Origin of the sequence: Cellulomonas triticagri, from assembly GCF_003696205.1 — a bacterium.
Classification (GTDB): Bacteria; Actinomycetota; Actinomycetes; order Actinomycetales; family Cellulomonadaceae; genus Cellulomonas; species Cellulomonas triticagri.
On record NZ_RFFI01000255.1, the window covers coordinates 1 to 1,477 of the forward strand.

Consider the following 1,477-nt stretch of genomic DNA (forward strand, 5'->3'; position numbering starts at 1 on the left):
CCGGTGGTTCCCCGGCGGCGTGGCGGTGCCCGCCGCGCTCGCCGCCGCCGTCGCGCTGCAGGCCGCCGCCGCGCGGGTCGCGGCCGGACCGGACCCCCGGACCGACCTGGTCGACCGGTTGCGCGCCCGGATCGCCGCCGAGGTGCCGGAGGTCGACGTCGCGGGTCCCGCCGCTCGCGACGACCGGCTGCCGCACGTGCTGACGTTCTCCTGCCTCTACGTGGACGGCGAGGCGGTCGTCACCGCGCTGGACCGCGCCGGGTTCGCGGTCGCGTCCGGGTCCGCGTGCACGTCCGCGACCGAGCAGCCCAGCCACGTGCTCGCGGCGATGGGCGCGCTGACCCAGGGGAACGTCCGCCTGTCGCTGCCGGTCGGCACGCGCGCCGCCGACGTCGAGCGGTTCTGCGACGTGCTGCCCGGGGTCGTCGCGGACATCCGCCGCGCAGCAGGGCTCACCGACCTCTGAGGCGGGGCTCCGCGCGGCGCCCGCACGGTGTCCGCACCACCCGGACGCACGCGAGCCCCCGACCGGTCCGGTCGGGGGCTCGCGGGTGGTGCGGGGTGCGCGGGTCAGGCGAAGGAGCCGCCGCACGCGCAGCTGCTGCCGGCGTTCGGGTTGTCGATCGTGAAGCCCTGCTTCTCGATCGTGTCCGCGAAGTCGATGGTCGCGCCCTCGAGGTAGGGCACGCTCATGCGGTCGACGACGACCTCGACGCCCTCGAAGTCGCGCAGCGCGTCGCCGTCGAGCACGCGCTCGTCGAAGTACAGCTGGTAGATCAGGCCCGAGCAGCCGCCGGGCTGCACCGCGATGCGCAGGCGGAGGTCGTCGCGACCCTCCTGCTCCAGCAGGCTGCGCACCTTGTCGGCCGCGAAGTCGGTGAGCTCGACGCCGTGCGTCGCGGTCTCGGTGGTCTCGCTCATGGTCTCTCCAGTCTCGTCAGGTGCGTGGCGCACGGGGACGCCACGGAACTCCGCACCAGCCACAACCTGGCGCCCTCGCGTTCTGTTCCCAATGTACGCCCGCGCGCGCCGCGCACCACGGGACGGGTCCCGGGTGAGTCCTCCCGGTGTGCCGCCACCGGCGTGCACGGTGGCGCGGGACGAGGACCGGGAGGCTCAGCGGGACCAGGTGCGGGCGATGCGCGGGATGCGGTCGCGGAGGGCTGCCGCCGGGTCCTCGCGCCAGCGGGCCTCGTCCTCGGGGTGCTCCAGGACCGCGAAGCCCGCGGCCAGACCCGCGGCGCCCCAGTCGCGGCGGCCCGTGCGCAGCTGCGCCGCGACGGCGATCGACGGGACCCCCAGCGGGAGCGCCGCCCCCGCCGCGGCGGCCACCACGCCGTGCTCCAGCGCCCCGACGTCCAGCACGCCCGCGCCGGTCACGACGAGGTCGACGTCCGCGACCCGCGCGGCGAGGTCCACGGCGTCCGCGACCCACGCAGCCCCGGGGACCAGGCGCGCGCCGAGCAGCCCGAGCGCG

3 protein-coding genes are annotated in these 1,477 nt (G+C 76.8%); 1 reads left to right on the top strand and 2 read right to left on the bottom strand.

The window, feature by feature from the left end; translation table 11 throughout:
* The coding region (locus tag EBM89_RS20655; protein ID WP_122151418.1) for an aminotransferase class V-fold PLP-dependent enzyme at positions 1 to 466 on the top strand (466 nt) is incomplete at its 5' end.
* Positions 467 to 570: 104 nt separating this feature from the next.
* On the opposite strand, the gene erpA is transcribed toward EBM89_RS20655, so the two are convergent.
* Positions 571 to 921 carry an iron-sulfur cluster insertion protein ErpA gene (gene erpA / locus EBM89_RS20660; RefSeq protein ID WP_122151419.1) on the bottom strand — a complete coding sequence of 117 codons (351 nt, stop codon included), beginning with the start codon at positions 919 to 921 and terminating at the stop codon, positions 571 to 573.
* Between the two features lie 195 nt (positions 922 to 1,116).
* Positions 1,117 to 1,477: glycerate kinase (locus EBM89_RS20665; protein ID WP_199732230.1), on the bottom strand; the 361-nt coding region annotated here is incomplete at its 5' end.

Excerpts from the sequence above, each read along its gene's own strand:
- erpA (WP_122151419.1), bottom strand. The coding sequence starts at position 921 with ATGAGCGAGACCACCGAGACCGCGACGCACGGCGTCGAGCTCACCGAC.